Here is a 17,608-nt window from a genome sequence, read left to right as displayed (position 1 = left end):
GCGTCAGGCAAAGCCGAACAGCCGCGCCGGATTGCCGACCAGGATCTTCTCGCGAATCGCAGCATCCGGCGCCCAGCTCGACAACAGGTCGAACAGCAGCGAATCGTCCGGCTTCTCCTTTTCGGTCGGATGCGGCCAGTCGCTGCCCCAGATCACCCGGTCCGGTGCCGCCTGCACGCAGGCGCGCGCCACCGCGCTCGTGTCCGTGTAGTCCGGCGGACCGACCTTGGTGTCGGCATAGGGCTCCGACAGCTTGATCCAGCCGCGGCCTTTGTCCGCGAGACGCAGCATCGCCTGCGCGCCGGGATGCGCCAGGCCGATCGGCTGCGGGATGCGTCCGAGATGGTCGAACACGACCGGCACCGGCAGCGCCGCCAGCACGGCCTCGTGCTGCGCGATCTGATCGCCGGACATCAGGACCTGAACATGCCAGCCGAGCGGCGCGATCCGCTTCGCAGTCTGCTCCAGCCGCTCCGCCGTCGTGACGCCCCAGGATTGCGGCGTCAGAAAGTTGACGCGGACGCCGCGGACGCCGCGTTGGTCCATCTGCTTCAACTCGGCATCATCGATGGTCTCGTCGATGACGACGATGCCGCGCGCCTCCGCGCCGAACTGATCGAGCGCGTCGAGCAGGCAGCGGTTGTCGACGCCGTAGGTCGAGGGCTGCACGATCACATGCCTCACCACGCCGAGCCGCTTCTGCAACAGCCGATAGTCGGCAACCGTTGCGCCGTCCGGCCGCCCGCCGCGCCAGTGCGGCGAGACCGGGAAACGCGCGTCGTAGATGTGGTGATGGCTGTCGCAGGCGTTGGCCGGCGCCTTGAGCTTGGGCGGCTCCGAGCCGGCCGAGTTGGGCACGGTGTCGGCGGCTGCAGTCCGGACGCCCATCGCGGCGACGGCGCCGGCTGCCAACAGGCGGCGGCGGGTGATCATGCGATCTCCTTTGCTGAGGCTGTGTCGCGGGCGGGGTCGCCGAGCGCGAACATCACGGCGGTCCCGACAAGCAGGATCGCGGAGAGGACATAAAGCGGCGCCGAGAAGCTCTTCGTCGTCTCGCGCAGATAGCCGATCATGTAGGGACCGACGAAGCCGCCGAGATTGCCGACCGACACGATCAGCGCGAGCCCGGCCGCTGCCGCGCGTCCGGTCAGGAAGCCGGATGGAATCGCCCAATAGGTCGCCTGGAACGACAGGATGCCGACCACGGTCACCGTCAGCGCCAGCATGGCCGGCAGCGGCGACGCGAAGCTCGCGCTGACCGAAAGCGCCACACCTGCGGTCGCCAGCGCGCCGCAGACGAACCACAGCCGATGGCGGGCGCGATTGGCCAGGCGCGCCCAGAGCAGCATGCAGACCGCCCCTAGCGCGTAGGGAGCTGCGGAGATGAATCCAACGGCGACATAGCTGACGCCGAAGCCGCGCACGATCTGCGGCAGCCACAGACCGACGCCGAGCGATCCGCAGATGCCGCAGAAATTCACCAGCGCCAGCACGAACACTTTCGGATTGGCAAAGGCATCGCGGAGTGTGTTGCCGTGGCGGGCGGAGAGCGTCGCCTGCTCCGCCGTCAATCGCGCATCGAGCTCGCGCCGCTCGTCGGCATCGAGCCATTTGGCCTCGCCCGGACGGTCCGAGAGCACGAACAGGCAGGCGATGCCGAGCAGCACGGCCGGCAGCCCCTCGATGATCAGCAGCCACTGCCACCCGGCAAGGCCGGCAAAGCCGTCCATCGTCAGCAGCGCCCCCGAGACCGGCGAGCCGATCATGTTGGCGACGGGAATGCCGACCAGGAAGGCGGCCGTCGCGCGGCCGCGCCAGACGCCAGGAAACCAGTAGGTGAAATAGAGATACACGCCCGGCGTGAAGCCGGCCTCCGCCATGCCGAGCAGGAGGCGCATCGCCGAGAAGCTCACCGGGCCGGTGACGAGGCAGGTCAGCGTCGACAGCAGGCCCCAGGTGATCATGATCCGCGCAATCCACAGCCGCGCGCCGACGCGCTGCATCATCAGGTTGCTGGGGATCTCGCAGAGAAAATAGCCGAGGAAGAACAGCCCGGCGCCCCAGCCGAACTGCGACGGCGTCAGGCCGAGATCGCGGTTCATCTGCAGGCCGGCGAAGCCGACATTGATGCGGTCGAGATAGCTGACGACGTAGCAGACGAAGATGAACGGGATGATGCGTCGCATCACCTTGCGCATCGTCGGCGTGATGTCGAATGCCGGCGCCGCGCGCGCAGCCACGCTGTCCATTCCGTTCCTCCGTGGTGCCTTGTTGGGCCGTCTGCCGGCCAAGCTTGCGGGCACCATAGGGGACGAAGAATACGAATGCAACGACGTTTCATTTTATGGAAACGGCATGCCGAGCCCCTCCGAGCACGCGCAAAGACGCATCTGCGCCCTGAGGGGTGCCGACGTGTGCCGTGCTGACGAGTGCTTTGAGTGCGGGCTTGTGCTGCGAGCCGCGGTCGCACTGCGCCTGATTGGCAGGCGGTCTCCCCCGACCTCGTCGGGGGAGATGTGTTCGGGACTAGCCGCCGCTGCGGTAGACCTGGATGTCGAGGTCGCGGATCTTCTTGCGCAGCGTGTTGCGGTTGAGGCCGAGCAGGTCGGCCGCGCGGATCTGGTTGCCGCGGGTGGCCGCGAGCGCGGCCGTCAGCAGCGGGATCTCGATCTCCTTGAGGATGCGGTGATACAGGCCCGGCGGCGGCACGCCGTTCGGGAAGCCCTGGAAGTGCGACGACAGATAGGCTTCCACGGCACCGCCGAGATTGTCGATCGAGGTCGGCGCGTTCGAGCCGGTGGTAACGGCCGGCGGCGCCAGCTCGCCATCGATCACCGAAGCGGTGATGACGTCCTGCGGGTAGAGCGCGGCCAAGCGCCGGGCGAGGTTCTCCAGTTCGCGCACGTTGCCCGGCCAGCGATGCTGCTTGAGCCGCTCCAGCGCCGCGGCGTCGAGCTTCTTCGGCGGCAGCCCGTCCTTCTCGGCCAGTGCGAAGAAGTGGCGGACCAGATCCGGCAGATCCTCGATGCGCTCGCGCAAGGGCGGCAGCCGCAGCGGCACGACGTTGAGGCGGAAGAACAGATCCTCGCGGAACAGCCCCTGCTGGATCAGGATGCGCAGGTCCTTGTTGGAGGCTGCGACGATGCGCACGTCGGTCTTGATCGGGGTGCGGCCGCCGACGGTGGTGTATTCGCCCTGCTGCAGCACGCGCAAAAGCCGCGTCTGCGCCTCCATCGGCATGTCGCCGATCTCGTCCAGGAACAAGGTGCCGCCCTCGGCCTGTTCGAAGCGGCCGGAGGCGCGGGTGTTGGCGCCGGTGAAGGCGCCGCGCTCATGGCCGAACAATTCCGATTCGATCAGGTCGCGCGGGATCGCCGCCATGTTGACCGCGACGAACGGACCGTTGCGGCGCTTGCCGTAGTCGTGGAGCGCGCGCGCCACCAGCTCCTTGCCGGTGCCGCTCTCACCGGAGATCATCACCGTGAGGTCGGTCTGCATCAGCCGCGCGAGCACGCGGTAGATGTCCTGCATCGCCGGCGAGCGGCCGACCAGCGGGATCGATTCGAACTCGCTGTCGTCGGGCTGGCTCGCCGCCCGCTCCTTCGGCTCGGCCAGGGCGCGGCCGACGATCGCGATCAGCTCCTTAAGGTCGAACGGTTTCGGCAGATACTCATAGGCGCCGCGCTCGGAGGCCTTGATCGCGGTCATGAAGGTGTTCTGCGCGCTCATCACGATGACCGGCAGGTTCGGCCGCATCTTCTTGATCCGCGGCAGCAGGTCGAACGCGTTCTCGTCCGGCATCACCACGTCGGTGATGACGAGATCGCCCTCGCCCTGGCTCACCCAGCGCCACAAGGTGGCGGCGTTGCCGGTCAGCCGCACCTCGTAGCCGGCGCGTGACAGCGCCTGGTTCAGGACCGTGCGGATGGCCGTATCGTCGTCGGCAACGAGAATGCTACCTGCAGGCATAGGTGGTCCTCAATTTGATCCCTGTGAGGCACGCAACGGCGTCCCCGAAACGTCATCGCGATTGCTTTGGTCTGGTTGTTTGCTGGCGCTGTACATCGGCATCAGCACCCGGAAGGTCGTCTTGCGCGGCTGCGACTCGCACTCGATGATCCCGCCATGGTCGCCGATGATCTTCGCGACCAATGCAAGACCGAGGCCGCTTCCGGTCGGTTTGGTGGTCACGAACGGATCGAACAGGTTCGGCATCAAATCTTCCGGCACGCCGGGGCCGTTGTCCCTGACGCAGAACTCCAGCGGCAGCGACACCCGCGACTTCTTGCCGGGCACCGACAGCCGCACGCCCGGGCGGAACGCCGTGGTGAGCTGGATCTCGGCGTCAGCGCCGAGGTCGACGACCGCTTCGGCGGCATTCTTCACTAGGTTCAAAAACACCTGGATCAGCTGGTCCTGGTTGGCGAGCACCGGCGGCAGCGACGGATCGTAGTCCTCGATGAAGCGGATGTTGCGGGCAAAGCCGGACTGCGCCAGCCGCTTCACGTGGTCCAGCACGGAATGGATGTTGACCGGCCCGCGCGCCACCGGGCGATCGTCGCCGAACACCTCCATGCGATCGACCAGCGTGACGATGCGGTCGGCCTCGTCGCAGATCAGCCGCGTCAGCATTCGGTCCTCCGACGAGGCCTGCTGCTCCAGCAGTTGCGCCGCGCCGCGGATGCCCGACAGCGGGTTCTTGATCTCATGCGCCAGCATCGCGGCCAGCGCGATCACCGAGCGTGCGGCGCTGCGATGGGTGAGCTGCCGGTCCATCTTGTCGGCGATGGTGCGCTCCTGCAGCATCACGACGATGTGCCCTGCCCGCTCCGGCAGCGGCGCGACGTGCAAATCCACCAGCCGGTCGGCGCCGGTGCGCGGCGTGCCCAGGTCGACCTTGTACTCATTGACCGGCGCGTTGGTCGTGCGCACCTGGTCGATCAGCGCCAGCAGCGGCGAGCCGAACGGCACCAGCTTCTTCAGCGACTGCCGCTGCAGGAACTGGGTTGAGGAATCGAAGAACGATTCCGCCGCCATGTTGGCGTCCATGATCATGCCGTCCGGGCCGATGACCAGTACCGGATTCGGCAGAGCGTTGAGGATGGCATCGCCATCGGACGGAAGGCGCTTGCGCTGTTCTGCGGCTGAGCTCATGCGGCTGCACTCCAGGCAAAATCGTCAAAGGCCTCGCGCAGCGCCCGGCGCACCTGGGACGGCTGCTCGGATGTCAGGATACGTTCGCGCCACGCCTTCAATTTTTCAGCCGGCGCATTCGCGTGCTGGGCAGCGACGTCGAGCCCCCAGCTGAGATGCTTGCGGGCGTGGCGCAGCCCGACCCGCTCGCCATAGTGGCGGCAGATCTCGTCATAGAGCGCGGTGAGATAAACCAGCTGCTGCGCAAGCTCCGGCGCGCCCTCTTCCGCGCCGCCATCGAGGCGGCGACCGATCTGGCCGGGCAGCCAAGGCTGCCCCTGCGCGCCGCGGCCGATCATGACCGCATCGGCGCCGGAGGCGTCCAGCGCCTCACGGGCGTCCTCGAAGCTCGTGATGTCGCCATTGACGATCACCGGCAGGTCGACGGACTCTTTCACCGCGCGCACCGCGCGCCAATCCGCTTCGCCCTTGTAGAACTGCTGCCGGGTGCGGCCATGCACCGTGATCAGTTGCACGCCGGCCGCTTCGGCGCGGCGCGCCAGCTCCGGCGCGTTCAGGCTGCGCTCGTCCCAGCCGAGCCGCATCTTCAGGGTCACGGGCACGTCGACGGCCTCGACGGTCGCCTCGATCAGGGTCAGCGCATGATCGAGATCGCGCATCAAGGCCGAGCCGGACTGGCCGCCGGTGACGTGGCGCGCCGGGCAGCCCATGTTGATATCAATGATATCGGCGCCGCCGTCCGCGGCGACCTTGGCGCCCTCGGCCATCCAATGCGCCTCGCAGCCGGCGAGCTGGACGACATGGGGACCGACACCGTTCGCCTCGCAGCGCAACCGGGATATCCACCGCCCGCGTACGAGATCATCACTCGCGGTCATCTCGGAGACCACCAGGCCCGCGCCCAATTCGGCGGCGAGTCGGCGAAAGGGTGCGTCGGTGATGCCCGACATCGGCGCGAGGATGGCGCGGTTCGCGAGCGAAACGTCGCCTATCTTCAAAGCTTTGGCTGGTGTATTGGCCGGACCGGTCACGAACGACTCTTAAAGCTCATCGCCGCATCATTGCGTCTGCCCAGCACTCTCAAGCACAATTCTTGGGCAGTCAAGCGTCATGCCTACACTTTAGCCAAGACCATCAGCATTTCAAGTGCAGTGCAGCAAAATATGCTTGTTCGGCAGTCATGGTAAACCCGGGAGCTGCCGGATTTCTGCATGGCTCGGTGCAGACAGGCCGAGAGCCCAAACCAAGCTGTCCCGTGAGGTGATTATGCACCACTCACCTCAGCCCGACTCGCCCCCGCGCCTCATGCGATGTGTGATCCCGCTCGCTTAACATCTTCTGCGGATGTAAGAAGCCGCGACCATTCACCGCTCCCTCATCTCATCAGCATCGATACCCTGTTCCCATGACGACTTCTCAGCGGACTGCAGCCATTCTCGTCGCGGCCGGACGCGGCCTGCGCGCCGGCGCCGGCGGTCCGAAGCAATATCGCACGATCGGCGGCCGCACCGTCATCCATCGCGCGCTCGCGGCTTTCGCGGAGCATCCCGACGTCAGCGTGGTGCAGCCGGTGGTGAGCCCCGACGACATCGACGTCTTCAATGCCGCCGTGTCTGGCCTGCGCCACGAAGCGCCCGCGCATGGCGGCGCGACACGCCAGGCGTCGGTGCTCGCAGGCCTCGAAGCGCTGGTGCCGCACAAGCCGGACATCGTCCTGATCCACGACGCTGCCCGTCCCTTCGTGACGCCAGCGGTGATTTCGCGCGCGATTCAAGCTGCGAACAAGACCGGCGCCGCGATCCCTGTCGTGCCCGTCACCGATACGATCAAGGAGGTCGGCGCCGCCGGCGACATCACCGCGACACCCGAGCGCGCAAAGCTGCGCATCGCGCAGACGCCGCAGACCTTCAAGTTCGACACGATCCTCGAGGCGCATCGCCGCGCGGCGCACGACGGCCTCACCGAGTTCACAGATGATGCGGCGATTGCCGAATGGGCGGGATTGACCGTCGCGACCTTTGAAGGCGATGTTGCAAACATGAAGCTCACCACCCCGGAAGATTTCGTGCGCGAGGAAGCGCGCCTGGCCGCATCGCTCGGCGATATCAGGACCGGCACCGGCTACGACGTGCACGCCTTCGGCGAAGGCGACCATATCTGGCTGTGCGGCCTGCGCGTGCCGCATAGCAAGGGCTTCCTGGCGCACTCCGACGGCGATGTCGGCCTGCACGCTCTGGTTGACGCTATTTTGGGCGCCCTGGCCGACGGCGACATCGGCTCGCACTTCCCGCCCTCCGACATGAAGTGGAAGGGCGCCTCCTCCGACCAGTTCCTCAAATACGCCATCGAGCGCGTCGCCGCGCGCGGCGGCCGCATCGCCAATCTCGAAGTCACGATGATCTGCGAGCGCCCGAAGATTGGCCCGCTCCGCGACCAGATGCGCGCCCGCATCGCCGAAATCTCCGGCGTCGACATCTCCCGCATCGCCGTGAAAGCCACCACCAGCGAGCGCCTCGGCTTCACCGGCCGCGAGGAAGGCATCGCCGCAACCGCCAGCGCGACGATCCGGCTGCCGTGGGGCGTGTAGTTGATTGAGGCAGGATTGATCTGATTGTAGCCGACCGACCAGCAGATTGAGGTACGAGACAGGTCTCGTCCTGAAGATGGACTCGCGCTCGCGCCGCGACGGCGCTGCGCTCCCTCTCCCCGTTCTTCACGGGGAGAGGGTTGGGGTGAGGGGCAGCCGCACGGGTGGTGTGTGCGGTGAGACCTGTACCCCCTCACCCGGATTGCATCTGACGATGCAATCCGACCTCTCCCCGCAAGCGGGGCGAGGTGAACCGAGCCCGCGGCAGCGTCTCGACTCAAACGCTACCCCCGCAGGAAAAGTCAGTTCTGCAGCTGGATTTGTTCGAGGACGACCGGGGACATGGCGAGCGAACGTCAAATCGGCTCCACCAGCGCGCTGGCCCGCTCGCTGCTCGACCTCTGCCGGTCGCGCAAGCTGATGATCGCGACCGCCGAGTCCTGCACCGGCGGCCTGGTCGCCGCCGCTCTCACCGAGATCCCCGGCTCCTCCGATGTCATCGACCGCGGCTTCGTCACCTATTCCAACGAGGCCAAGCGCGCGATGCTCGGCGTCGAGGCCTCGACCCTGCAGACCTTCGGCGCCGTCTCCAAGGAGACCGCGATTCAGATGGCTGTCGGCGCCCTCGAGCGCGCCGACGTCGACCTCGCGGTCGCCATCACCGGCATCGCCGGCCCTGGCGGCGCCACCCCCGGCAAGCCGGTCGGCCTCGTCCACTTCGCCGTCGCCGCCCGCGACGGCCGCATCACCCACCGCGAACACCGCTTCGGCGCCATCGGCCGCAGCACGGTGCGGACACGGTCGGTGCTGGAGGCGTTGCGGATGTTGATGGAGTTGGCGAGACCGCAAGTGCCGGCCAAGCCGAAGCGCGCCGCGGCGACGCGGCTGCGTCCCCGCGTGGCGCGTACGCCGCGGTTGCATCCAGTGAAGCGGCCACCAAGGCGGCCGCGGGCTTAGTTGCCCTTGAAAGTTCAGTGCTCACGCAGCATCGTGATTGCGAGTGAAGGAGCCTTCTTGAGGGACCAATGAGTGGTCATCCGCTGCTGCGCGCCGTGACGACTTGGTCCGGCCGACAGCCAACCCAGGTTGCATTCGAGGCGCTTGGCTTTGGGCTTCATCGAATCTGGCAGGATCGGGTTGTTCAGTTTTGCGGCGAAGAGCAGTCGAACCTGGTCAATCGATACTGGGATGAGACGGCGCGGGAGACGATGCAGACCCTTGGAAAGAGTGCGCCTGACCAGCGCGTCTTTCAGATAGAGCCTGAATATCGCTCGTCCTTTCTCGATGAGTTGTTCGCCGCCAGGGATTTTCTGGAGCCGGACTATCCCTATCCATCTCTCATCAAATGTCTCTTCCATCGATTCAAAAGGATATGGGTCGATACGGCTTTTCGGGAAGCGGAGGTGGCCTTCTTCGACGAGGCACACAAAGCGGAAACCGACCGCTTCGCCGTTCAGACGACGGGATGGACGGGAAGGAAGCGGGAAGTCATCCCTTTTGTCGACGCATTCTGCAAGTCACTGGACTTCAAAGCGTTACGCAAATGCTGGCGAAAGAACATCGGCGATCTGGTCTTCGAGGTCAGCGTCGACCTGGGTGGCAATCCCTCCTGCATCACGCCACCTCTGAAGTTCAAGATCTATCATGCCGACGAGCGCGACTTCGTCTACGATCTGCAAGGTGGTTTGGCGCTCGAGCGGCTCGTACCGGGCTTCGAGGAGTACGCTCGCTGCCGGGATGCGGCCGACTACGTTCTCGGCGTCAAGGCTCATATTGAGTTATTCAACGTCATCGCCGACTCGTTCAGTTCCTCACCGGCATAGCCGTCCAAGCGCGGGTGCCGGCGAACAGTAAGAGATGGATATTGGCCGACACAAATCCCGTCTGCACTCAAGTGCTACCGCGAGGGTAGCAGCCCTTTTGGGGCACTCGGACCGCGCCGACCTCGAGTTCACCCTATTTCAGATCGTGGGATAGTGGAGAACGCTCTCGAGCCCTCGGTGCCCGCGAGTCCTGAAGCGAAGCTTCAGAGACCGTGCCTGGCCCATATCGCATTGATATGGTCATCTGTCGCAAACTGGCGCCGATCCGCCTCGCGAAGAGATCCTGCCAACGAAGCAAGGTCTGCCTGGGTCAACTCGACGTGAGCCTCGTCGTGCCCCGTCAGCCGCAGCAGCACCCGCGCCAACTCGTCCTGCTCTTCGGCCGGAAGCTGGCGTGCCACATCGAAAGCTTTGTCAAGCAAAGTGGTCATGGATGAATATAGACCCGCAAGCGGTAGGTGGGAAGTCCTGCACCGCTCGCGACTCGGCGGCTTGGTTCGGATTATTCCGGGTCGGACGATCTTCGATGATCTGGTGCGCCTGCGCTCGCCAGGTTGAGCGAAGCTGCCGCCCCACCCACAGTCGTCATCCCCGCGAAAGCGGGGATCCATAACCACAGGATGTCGTGTGGCGGCACGTCCGTGACTCCGATCTTCTCTCACCACACCTGCTGCGGAGTATGGATCCCGGGTCGGCGCCTCCCCGGCGCTGTGCGCCGTTCCGGCTTGCCCGGGATGACAGGTGCGGGTGGGTTGACGTGTCCGTCTCAGCTCAAGCCTTCATTCCCGCCAGAATGGCCGTCGGCACAACCGCCGCGCTTCGTCGCGCGTGAGGCCGTAGTCCTCCAGCACTTCGTCGGCGAGCCAGGGGAGCTCCCTGGCGAATCGGCGGCGCTCGCGCCAGCGTGCCCACCAGAGCCGAAGCAGCGATTTTGACTCGGGCTCAGCGCCGCCGGGCTCGGCAGCCGCATGCGGCAAGTAGTAGACGTTGGCCCCAGGCTTCGGCGAGGCAGGACGTCGCGCTGAGTGATCGCGACCGCGCTCGAAGATCCGCGGCGCATGCGCGACACCACGCAATCCACGCGTCTCGGTGACGCTGAGGCTCGGATCGTCGGTCGTGCTCGGCATGGCGTGCTCCCCTCGAAAAGAAGAACCTGCCGGCAATAAAAAAGCCGCCAGGTTGCTGGCGGCTGTTCGGATCAAAGACTGCATATCATCAGATCATGCGTGATCCTCCCGCCGCCCGCGAGCTACGGTGCGTCCAACGACCGAAACGATGGGTGGCGACGGTGATCATGGCCGGCTCTATACCTGATCGATCAGAGGTTGTCATCTGCCAATCCAGCGAAAGATCGACACCCGCCTGTCGAAACTGTTAGGACGGAAAGGTCTCCACCGTTCGCGCGCGTGAGGCCGTAGTCCTCCAGCGCTTCGTCGGCCTCGTAGGGTGGACAAAGCGACCGCCATTGGGCGGACGCGTGCCCACCGCGGTGGCGGTGCGCGGGAGCGGTGGGCACGGCGCGGTCGCGCAGTGCGTTACCAAGTTGCGATGGGGGCGCGCCTTTGCCCACCCTACAGAATGGTGCATGCCGCACGATTGGTCTGCGGACCAAAGCTACGGCGCGATCAAACCATCTTGTGTTCGCTCGCTGCCCACGCAGTGAACGCAACGGGCGCCGTCATGACATACGACTATGCATGACAATCTACGATAGCACGGCCCCATCGTTCACCTCCAGGAGATCATGCTTTGTATCGAACTTATCCCGCGCTCGCCCTGGCGCTGCTGCTCCTCAGCTCCTCCGTTCACGCCGCCGGCCTTCAACTTCTCGACGGCGATCCCGAGCTGAAAGGCGCGATCTGGACGCCTTGCACTGCTGCGGCACAGGAGGTGCCTCTCGGCAACCTTGAAGTCACCGGCACCAAGACGCTGCCCGGCGTCAAGGACTGCCCGATCAAGGGCGCCAGGCTCCCGCTCATCGTGTTCTCGCACGGCCGCGGCGGCTGGTTCGGCCAGCATCACGATCTCAACGAGGCCCTGGCCGACGCCGGCTTCATCGTCGCTGCGATCAGCCATCCCGGCGACAGTGTTGGCGACGACGCCCAGCGCGACAGCCTCTCGACCTGGACGTCACGGCCCGCCGACATCGTACGCCTGATCGACTTCATGGTGAGCGACTGGAAGGACAAAGGTGCGATCGATCCTGAGCGGATCGGATTCTTCGGCTTCTCCAAGGGAGGCTTTACGGGATTGGTGCTGGCGGGCGCCGATCCGGACTTCAGCCGGGTCATGCGCTACTGCACCGAATCCTCGCCCTTCTGTGATCAGGTCCGCAACGGCGATGTGCCCAGATCGTTCGCCCGTGATCGCCGGATCAGGGCTACTGTTCTCGCCGACACGGTGCCATCCGGACCGTTCGCCGACGCCAACTTGGCGAGCATTCAGATTCCGCTACAGATCTGGCGCTCCCAATTCGGCGGTTACGGCGCCGATCCCGAGAGCACCGCGCGGGTTGCGGGCAGCCTGCCGGGTCAGCCGGAAATTCACATCGTGCCATCGGGCCACTATGCGTTCCTTGCACCCTGCTCTGCCGGGCTGGCAGCCGCTGTGCCGCGCATCTGTACTGACACGCCTTCGACATTCGACCGCGCGGCATTTCATCGGATGTTTGACGCAGAGGTCGTCAGGTTCTTCTCCGAGAAGCTCGGCCGATAGACCCGCCCAGGAGACGCCCCAGGACCGACGCCTGTCCTGTCCAACCGGTCAGGACGGGAAAGCACCCACCGTCCGTGCAAGCTGCCGCGCCAACGGCCCCGGCAACGCCTGATCGAAAATCCTGCTCAGCGTGCGGTAGTACCAGATCGTCCCGTGCTTTCCGCCGGTGAAGCGTTGCCAGACCGCGTCTCCGACATCGTCGAGATCGCGCGCGATCGCTTCGGCATTGTCGACCTTGTCGGCAAGCGACACCAGCAGCGAAGACGCCGGCTTATGCGGCAGCTTGGCGAGATAGGCTTCCTTTCGTGGGCGCCATTCCGGCTTCGGCTCGACCCAGGAATCCGTGCAGTCCGCGACGATCTCGGCGACACCGTCGCCGAACCGCTGCCGGATGACGTCCAGCGTGGCCTGGCCGCCCTGGTCCTCGGCGGCATCGTGCAGCAGGCCGGCGATGGCCTGCACCTCGCTGCCGCCGGCCGACAACACGCGGCTGGAGACGCTCAGCAGATGCGCGATGTAGGGTACGTTGCTGCCCTTGCGGAGTTGGGTGCGATGGAGCTGCGCTGCATAGACCAGCGCCTCGTCGTAGCGTTGAGAGAGTGACATCAGTTTGCTTTCTTCTCCGAATGGTTGGGGATCAGACAGTCGAACGTTCAATTCAGCAGAGCATAGCCGCAGGGTCACATGGAGCATTCCCAAGAGGTCGTGCGTCAGCATAGCCCACCCGTCGGGCAAATCAGCTGCGCCGCCGACATGTGTCAGCCGCCTTGCTGAGCCTTCAGCCGGCCGAGGGTGAACAAGAAACCGTGCGCGGCACGACGAATTTCTCCAGCGCGCTCAACGCCCGACTCACTGTCCAGTCCTCACCGCGAAAATATTCCGCTTTCGTCTTTCCAGAATTCATGTTTCCCTCCCCTCATCCCACCTCGACACGAGGGGCGCATCGCGATCGTCACGATACGCGAGGTGGGGAGGCGATGGCCGCCGAGGGGCCGCAGCGCGCCTTCGGGCGTGCCGACGAACGGCACTTGGCGGACGTGAAGTCGCAGCGTCCTGACACCCCGATGCTGGTGTCACGCCGGCGGTGATGATCCGCCGGCCACGGGGGCAAGACAGCCGGTCCCCGGGGAGACTGCGTATAAGCGTGAAGACCATCGCGCAGGGAATGCCGGATGTCGGCTGGACCTGTGGTGACTGCCGCCTGCTTTTTTGTTGCAGGCGGGCCATGGGTTGCGGCCAGCGCCCGGCATTCCCTGCGCCCTCGTGATTGTCCGGGGGTCCGTCGATCCCAACAGCTCGGGCGCGCTTGCGCCGCGGGACATCGGCGGCTGCGTCGGGCCTCCGTCATTGTCCGGTCCGACGGATCGAAAGATTACGGGCAGCGACCGCGGCCGGAAAGGTTTTGGTTAATTTTGCCCTGCTACGTCTCGCTCATTCTTCTCTGACAGTGGATTCGGGACCCCCAATGGCTTTCTTCTCCGGCAAGTCGGCTGATCGCACGCATAACCTGTTGATGGCAGAGGTGTTCGAACGCAATCGCGATGCCATCCTGGTGATGTCCGAAGGCAAGATCATCGCCTGCAACGAGACGGCGGTGCGCTTTGGCGGCTTCCGCAGCAAGCAGGATCTGCTGTCGCGCTCGCCGGCGACGATGGCGCCGGAATTCCAGCCCAACGGCAAGCGGTCCGCCGAGGTGGTCAAGGAGATGGACGCCAAGGCTAGGCGCGAGGGCCATGCCAGCTTCGAGTGGACCACCAAGCGCGCCGACGGCAGCCCTGCTCTGGTGCAGATCACCCTGGTGCCGACCACGATCGAAGGCCAGACCTACGTCATGAGCTTTCGTCGCGATCTCTCCGATCTCGTCGCCGCGCGCGAGGAGAAGAAGCGCGCGCTCGACCGGATCGCCAAGGATTTCGAGGCTAGCGTCGGCGCCATTGCCAACGCGATCTCCGGCGCCTCGCGCGAGGTCGAGACCACCGCGGCGTCGCTGACCGCCACGGCCGACCAGGCTACCCAGCGCGTGGCGCTGGTGGCCTCCGCCTCGAGCTCGGCCTCGTCCAACGTGCAGTCGGTCGCCGGCGCCACTGAGGAGCTATCGAGCTCGGTCAGCGAGATCAACCGCCAGGTCGCGACCTCCTCGACCATCGCCGCCGAGGCAGTCGAGGCCTCCTCCCGTACCAATGACCTCGTCAACAGCCTGGCAGATGCCGCCGCCAAGATCGGCGCCGTGACCGACATGATCAATGCGATCGCGAGCCAGACCAACCTTCTCGCTTTGAACGCCACCATCGAGGCGGCGCGCGCCGGTGATGCCGGCCGCGGTTTTGCTGTGGTCGCCTCCGAGGTGAAGAGCCTGTCGAGCCAGACCGCGAAAGCGACCGACGAGATCTCCGCCCACATCAGCGCCATGCAGCGCGCCACCAGCGACACCGTCGCGGCGATCCAGGGCATCGGCGGCACCATCGGCCAGATCAGCGAGATCGCAAAGACGATCGCCACCGCGGTCGATCAGCAGGGCCACGCCACGCAGGAGATCGCACGCTCGGTGAGCCAGGCCGCCAGTGGCACCCGCGAGGTCGCGACCAATATCGGCTCGGTCAGCCAGACCGTGGAATCCGCCGGCGGCGCCGCGCGGCAGATGCTCGGCGCGGCCGGGCAGCTCTCCAAGCATGCCGACGACCTGCGCGGCAAGGTGAAGGACTTTTTGACCGCCGTGCAGGCGGCGTAGGAAAGATCGCAGGCTGACAGGTCCGCGATCAGACCGGCTCCGCGACGATGCCGCGGGGCAGCTGTTTGAAACGTGGATAGGAATCCTACAGCGACGCTGTTCGATCGGCGTTCGTTTCGCTGTGAGTTGATACAGCGTTCGCTGTGAGTTGGTAGACCGCGAGCCCCACCCACCGCCGTCGTCCCGGGCTTGACCCGGGACCCATACGCCGCGGCGGATGTTGTGAGACGAGATCGGAGTCACGCGCGTGCCGCCACACGCGATCCTGTGGTTATGGGTCCCGGCGTTCGCCGGGACGACAGCGGAGATTGAGGCGCCGCCGGAGATCAATCGCTGGCGGCGATCAACGAGCCTTAGGTCGACGACACCGCCGGCTTGCGCCCGTAGATCGCGTCCGCCCGCTTCTCGAACGCCGCAGACATCCGCGCGAAGATGGTGTCGAACATCGAGCCCATCAGCATCGCCAGCATGCGGCTCTTGAACTCGTAGGCGATGAAGAACGTCACCTCGCAGGCGCCCTGCTCACGCGGCTCGAAGCTCCAGCGGTTTTCCAGGCTGGAGAACGGCCCGCTGACATATTCGACCAGGATGTTGCGCTTGGCGCGATCCAGCGTAACGCGGCTGGTGAAAGTCTCCTTCACCAGCTTGAACGACACCGTCATGTCGGCGACGACGACCTCGGTACCATCAGGCTTCGCATTGCGCTGGCGCACCACCAGCCGCTCGCACAGCGGCACGAACTCCGGATAGCGCTCGACATCGGCGACGAGGTCGAACATCTTGTCGGCCGTGTGCGCGACGCGGCGCTTGTTGGAAAATCTCGGCATCTGGTCTCGATCAGCGCGCGAGCGCGTCGCGCGCGGCCTTCAGCTTGGCAAAATCCTCGCCGGCGTGGTGCGAGGAGCGCGTGAGCGGGCTCGCCGACACCATCAGAAAACCCTTGGTGTAGGCGACGGTCTCGTAGTTCGAAAACTCCTCTGGCGTGACGAAGCTCATCACGGCGTGGTGCTTCTTGGTCGGCTGCAGATATTGCCCGATGGTCAGGAAATCGACCTCGGCCGAGCGCAGATCGTCCATCACCTGCAGCACCTCGTGGCGCTGCTCGCCGAGCCCGACCATGATGCCGGACTTGGTGAAGATGGTCGGATCGATCTCCTTGACCCGCTGCAAGAGCCGGATCGAGTGGAAGTAGCGCGCGCCGGGGCGGACCGAGAGATAGCGCGACGGTACCGTCTCGAGATTGTGGTTGAAGACATCCGGCTTGGCGGCGACGACCTGCTCCAGCGCGCCGTCCTTGCGCAGGAAGTCCGGCGTCAGCACCTCGATCGTGGTGGTCGGGCACTTCGCGCGGATGGCGCGAATGGTCGCGGCGATATGGGCGGCGCCGCCGTCGGTGAGATCGTCCCGGTCGACCGAGGTGACGACGACATGGGCGAGGCCGAGCTTGAAGGTCGCTTCGGCAACGTGCTCCGGCTCAACGGCGTCGAGCGCGGCGGGCATGCCGGTCTTGACGTTGCAGAACGCGCAAGCCCGCGTGCAGGTGTCGCCCATGATCATGAAGGTGGCGTGCTTCTTGTCCCAGCACTCGCCGATGTTCGGACAGCCGGCCTCCTCGCACACGGTGACGAGACCGTTCTCGCGCACGATATTGCGGGTGTCGGCATAGCCGCGGGTGGTCGGCGCCTTGACCCGGATCCAGCTGGGCTTGGCCGGCGAGACCGAGTCCGGCCGGTTCACCTTCTCGGGGTGGCGAGGGCGCAGCGGCGTGTTCGCGTTGATGTCGACGATCGTGACCATGGGACCTGCAAATCCTGTTGCGCCCTAGCTATTCCGTGCCGGGCCGCGCCGCAACCGGCTGGCCGAGGATACCAGGGCATGGCAGATATGGGCAGCGCCTGCGGGCGCTCATCCCGGCAGATTTTCTCGAGAATGGCGCAAAAACCGGCAAAAACTCCCGGAGTTTCACGGCCTCGGACACGCGGCGCAGGCAAGCGGCTCACGCGGTCGTTCTTCGCCCGCGATGTGCTCCAGGTGGCCCCCGAACTGATCGGGGCGACGTTCCTGGTCGACGGCGTCGGCGGCGTGATCGTCGAGGTCGAGGCCTATCACCACACCGACCCGGCCGCGCATTCGTTCCGCGGGCCCACCCCGCGCAACCAGGTGATGTTCGGCCCGCCCGGCTTTGCCTACGTCTACCGCTCCTACGGCATCCATTGGTGCGTGAACTTCGTTTGCGAGCCGGAGGGCTCGGCGAGCGCCGTGCTGATCCGGGCGATCGAGCCGACGCTGGGGATCGACGAGATGAGGCGGCGGCGCGGGCTGGAGGATGTGCGGATGCTATGCTCGGGGCCGGGCAAGCTGACGGAGGCGATGGGCGTGACGATCGCGCACAACGCGCTGCCGCTCGATGCTTCCCCGATCGAGCTGTTCGCGCGACCTGACGATGTCGAGGTCGTCACGGGCGTCCGCATCGGCATCACCAAGGCAGTGGAGAAGCCTTGGCGCTTCGGCCTGAAAGGCTCGCGCTTCCTGAGCAAGCCCTTCCCACCGTCATCGCGAGGAGCGTAAGCGACGAAGCGATCCAGGGGCTGCGCGTGGGAC

General features: G+C 65.7%; 16 protein-coding genes. 6 read left to right on the top strand and 10 right to left on the bottom strand.

Annotated elements, in window-relative coordinates; all coding sequences use genetic code 11:
* Positions 1–3: 3 nt before the first annotated feature.
* The 5 genes from BRAD285_RS15605 to dusB form a co-directional block, all read right to left on the bottom strand.
* A complete protein-coding gene (locus BRAD285_RS15605; RefSeq protein ID WP_006613897.1) occupies positions 4–933 on the bottom strand; it encodes an amidohydrolase in 930 nt (309 codons plus the stop codon).
* Positions 930–2,249, bottom strand: coding sequence for an MFS transporter (locus BRAD285_RS15600; protein WP_006613896.1), 1,320 nt, complete (start codon positions 2,247–2,249; stop codon positions 930–932). Before BRAD285_RS15600 ends, BRAD285_RS15605 begins: the two co-directional genes overlap by 4 nt.
* 277 nt (positions 2,250–2,526) lie before the next feature.
* The gene (gene ntrC, locus BRAD285_RS15595; protein WP_006613895.1) at positions 2,527–3,969 is read right to left on the bottom strand and encodes a nitrogen regulation protein NR(I); all 1,443 of its coding nucleotides are present in this window, start codon (positions 3,967–3,969) and stop codon (positions 2,527–2,529) included.
* 9 nt (positions 3,970–3,978) lie between these two features.
* Positions 3,979–5,154 (bottom strand): nitrogen regulation protein NR(II), encoded by a 1,176-nt coding sequence (locus BRAD285_RS15590; protein ID WP_006613894.1) that lies wholly within the window; start codon positions 5,152–5,154, stop codon positions 3,979–3,981.
* Positions 5,151–6,104 carry a tRNA dihydrouridine synthase DusB gene (gene dusB / locus BRAD285_RS15585; RefSeq protein ID WP_006613893.1) on the bottom strand — a complete coding sequence of 318 codons (954 nt, stop codon included), beginning with the start codon at positions 6,102–6,104 and terminating at the stop codon, positions 5,151–5,153. The genes BRAD285_RS15590 and dusB overlap by 4 nt, the downstream gene beginning before the upstream one ends.
* A 455-nt stretch (positions 6,105–6,559) precedes the next feature.
* Between dusB and BRAD285_RS15580 the strand changes: the two genes are divergently transcribed.
* The 3 genes from BRAD285_RS15580 (at position 6,560) to BRAD285_RS15570 (ending at position 9,564) form a co-directional block, all read left to right on the top strand.
* Complete coding sequence (locus BRAD285_RS15580) at positions 6,560–7,741, top strand: bifunctional 2-C-methyl-D-erythritol 4-phosphate cytidylyltransferase/2-C-methyl-D-erythritol 2,4-cyclodiphosphate synthase (protein WP_006613892.1); 1,182 nt, start codon at positions 6,560–6,562, stop codon at positions 7,739–7,741.
* A 342-nt stretch (positions 7,742–8,083) separates the two neighbouring features.
* Positions 8,084–8,698 carry a CinA family protein gene (locus BRAD285_RS15575; RefSeq protein WP_006610415.1) on the top strand — a complete coding sequence of 205 codons (615 nt, stop codon included), beginning with the start codon at positions 8,084–8,086 and terminating at the stop codon, positions 8,696–8,698.
* Between the two features lie 68 nt (positions 8,699–8,766).
* On the top strand, positions 8,767–9,564 hold the full coding sequence (locus tag BRAD285_RS15570) for a hypothetical protein (protein ID WP_006610416.1): 798 nt from the start codon (positions 8,767–8,769) through the stop codon (positions 9,562–9,564).
* Positions 9,565–9,767: 203 nt separating this feature from the next.
* Here the strand turns inward: BRAD285_RS15570 and BRAD285_RS15565 are convergent, their stop codons facing one another.
* The gene (locus BRAD285_RS15565; RefSeq protein WP_006610417.1) at positions 9,768–9,995 is read right to left on the bottom strand and encodes a hypothetical protein; all 228 of its coding nucleotides are present in this window, start codon (positions 9,993–9,995) and stop codon (positions 9,768–9,770) included.
* Between the two features lie 348 nt (positions 9,996–10,343).
* Positions 10,344–10,691, bottom strand: coding sequence for a DUF1127 domain-containing protein (locus BRAD285_RS35785; RefSeq protein WP_035645187.1), 348 nt, complete (start codon positions 10,689–10,691; stop codon positions 10,344–10,346).
* A gap of 622 nt (positions 10,692–11,313) precedes the next feature.
* On the opposite strand from BRAD285_RS35785, the gene BRAD285_RS15555 reads away from it, so the two are divergent.
* Positions 11,314–12,279: a prolyl oligopeptidase family serine peptidase gene (locus BRAD285_RS15555; RefSeq protein ID WP_006610419.1), complete on the top strand. Its 966-nt coding sequence runs from the start codon at positions 11,314–11,316 to the stop codon at positions 12,277–12,279.
* A gap of 48 nt (positions 12,280–12,327) precedes the next feature.
* Here BRAD285_RS15555 and BRAD285_RS15550 read toward each other — a convergent pair whose 3' ends face one another.
* Positions 12,328–12,885: an HD domain-containing protein gene (locus BRAD285_RS15550; RefSeq protein ID WP_006610420.1), complete on the bottom strand. Its 558-nt coding sequence runs from the start codon at positions 12,883–12,885 to the stop codon at positions 12,328–12,330.
* An 859-nt stretch (positions 12,886–13,744) separates the two neighbouring features.
* Between BRAD285_RS15550 and BRAD285_RS15540 the strand changes: the two genes are divergently transcribed.
* Entirely contained in the window at positions 13,745–15,007 is a 1,263-nt protein-coding gene (locus BRAD285_RS15540) for a methyl-accepting chemotaxis protein (RefSeq protein WP_006610421.1), read from the top strand.
* A gap of 353 nt (positions 15,008–15,360) precedes the next feature.
* Here BRAD285_RS15540 and BRAD285_RS15535 read toward each other — a convergent pair whose 3' ends face one another.
* Positions 15,361–15,834: a type II toxin-antitoxin system RatA family toxin gene (locus tag BRAD285_RS15535; protein WP_006610422.1), complete on the bottom strand. Its 474-nt coding sequence runs from the start codon at positions 15,832–15,834 to the stop codon at positions 15,361–15,363.
* A gap of 10 nt (positions 15,835–15,844) precedes the next feature.
* Positions 15,845–16,804 (bottom strand): lipoyl synthase, encoded by a 960-nt coding sequence (gene lipA, locus BRAD285_RS15530; RefSeq protein WP_006610423.1) that lies wholly within the window; start codon positions 16,802–16,804, stop codon positions 15,845–15,847.
* Positions 16,805–16,936: 132 nt separating this feature from the next.
* Here lipA and BRAD285_RS15525 point away from each other — a divergent pair, with 132 nt between their 5' ends.
* On the top strand, positions 16,937–17,575 hold the full coding sequence (locus BRAD285_RS15525) for a DNA-3-methyladenine glycosylase (protein WP_035645190.1): 639 nt from the start codon (positions 16,937–16,939) through the stop codon (positions 17,573–17,575).
* Positions 17,576–17,608: the final 33 nt, after the last annotated feature.

This window comes from Bradyrhizobium sp. ORS 285, from assembly GCF_900176205.1.
Taxonomy (GTDB): domain Bacteria; phylum Pseudomonadota; class Alphaproteobacteria; order Rhizobiales; family Xanthobacteraceae; genus Bradyrhizobium.
The sequence above is the reverse complement of the archived record's forward strand: the minus strand, read 5'-3'. Positions and strand labels throughout refer to the sequence as shown.